We start from the raw sequence: 2,092 nt of genomic DNA on the forward strand, positions 1-2,092 counted from the left end.
TACGCTTGAAGTAAGCATTCCGATTAATAACACTACTAATAATGTAAAGGTAATTTTCTTAAACATTTTTATTTCTCCTTTATTTTTTTAAAATATATGCTTCTCAATTTCTGATTTCTACTCTATAACACATAGCACCTCCTTTCCCTTTGGTTAATTAGTTACTTAGTTAGCTGTTTAATCAGTATATAGTCGTTAGTCGTTGGTATTTAGTTTTAAATACAAGTTTTTAGTTAACAGTTATCCGTTTTCGAATTCTAAGTTATTATTTATTAATTTATTATATACTCTGTCATGGCGAGAGGAGCACTCAATCTTATTCACGAGATACGAGATATAAATTTGATTCCTGAATTTTTATTATTTTACCAATGGAAAGCAGATTTAATTACCACTTTTCCTTTAGATTTAAAAATAGGATTTCTGAAAACTTCACTTAATACTAACTCAGCTGCCCCAATAAGCCATCCATCTTCACCAAGTTGAATAGGGCTAATCTTAATCTCTTTCTTTAGAGGAAAATTATTTTTTATTACTTCTCGCATTGGTTGAAAGATTAACTCACCAGCTTTAGCTCCTTCCCCGCCTACTGCAATTAATTCGGGATCAAAAAGAGAAATAAGGTTAACCACTCCAATACCTAAATTTGTCCCTGCTTCTTGAAAAATATTTCTGGCTGTTTCGTCTCCTTTTCGCGCAGCTTCAAGGGTCATATCTATGGTAATAGAATCTAATCCTCCTCTTTCTTTTATAAACTCTCTCACCAAAGTTTTTTGATTATTAAGTATAGCCTCTTTAGTCTTATTAATAATAAATTTATCTGCTGAAAAAGTTTCCAAACATCCTCTTTTTCCACAATAACACAGTGGGCCATCCTTATCTATAACTATATGACCAAAATCCCCTGCTCCTCCATAACTTCCATGATATATGTCCCCATTAATTACGATACCTGCTCCAATTCCTTTACCAACGGCAATACAAACAAAATTTTTTATATTTTTTCCGACCCCAAAACGTTTTTCTGCTAAAGTTAGAGTATTTACATCTTTATCCACAAAAACAGGAAAATTGTATTCCTTTTCCAGAAATTCTCTGAATCTAATTCCTCTCCAACCTAATATTTCAGAGGACAGTAAAATCCCTTTTTTCTGATTAACTAGACCAGAAACTCCAATTCCAGAACCAATTATTTTGTCTGCTTTAACTCCATTTCGATTAATTAAATCCTGAATTACTTCTATTAAAACTTTTAATATGGTATTTTCATTTTGACCAACCGGACTGGGGGTGAAAATTTTATCTAAAATGAGTGATTTCATATTAATTAAACTAATAACTATACCATCTAGCCCAATTTTTGCTCCCAATATAAATCTATCATTACAATTAAATTCAATTAAAATTGGTCTTCTTCCTCCACTGGACTCTTCTTCTCCTGTTTCATAGATAAAGTCTTTTTTAATTAAATCTGCCACAATATTAGAAACAGTGGACAACCCCAGGCTGGTAATATCTGAAATTTTGGTTCTAGAAATTGGCCCAAAATTCAAAATTGTATTAACCACTAAGGATCTATTTATTTCTTTGATTAATTGTTTATTGCCTCGACGAATATTATCCATAATTCTAAAAATCTTTTTGTTTGTTATACTCCCTTCTATTTATTAAACCTTTGGTAAAGATACTTTATTCACTGAAGCAAGTATCTTATATCACTATTCTACATCACTGGTAAAAAATCCTTCTTTTTTAAAAATTTTTTTTCAACTTTTTTTAATGAGAAAAAATGAAGGGAAAATCTGGAAGATATTATTTCTATTTTAAACTATTAAATAAACTCAGATAATCCTTTAAAAGACGAGTAATTAAGAAATTCTTTCTAACATATTCTTTCCCTGAAATACCCATCTTATCTGCAATCTCTGAATTCCTTAGAAGATATATAACCCTTTCAGCACATTCAGAAATGCCACCAACTAAATATCCGGTACGACGATTATCTACTTGTAAGGGGATTCCACCTACATTACCTGCTACTACCGGTTTTCCTTTCCATAATGCCTCAGTAATCACCAATCCAAATCCTTCT

The 2,092-nt window shown here is 31.1% G+C and carries 2 protein-coding genes; both read right to left on the reverse strand.

Going from position 1 to position 2,092, the window contains the following annotated elements; translation table 11 throughout:
• Positions 1-365: 365 nt before the first annotated feature.
• Complete coding sequence (locus COZ07_RS10575) at positions 366-1,625, reverse strand: ROK family protein (RefSeq protein WP_406608529.1); 1,260 nt, start codon at positions 1,623-1,625, stop codon at positions 366-368.
• A gap of 193 nt (positions 1,626-1,818) precedes the next feature.
• A partial coding sequence (locus COZ07_RS10580; protein WP_406608530.1) for a glycosyltransferase occupies positions 1,819-2,092 on the reverse strand: 274 nt, incomplete at its 5' end.

This window comes from Candidatus Infernicultor aquiphilus (assembly GCF_002784285.1).
GTDB lineage: Bacteria > Atribacterota > Phoenicimicrobiia > Phoenicimicrobiales > Phoenicimicrobiaceae > Infernicultor > Infernicultor aquiphilus.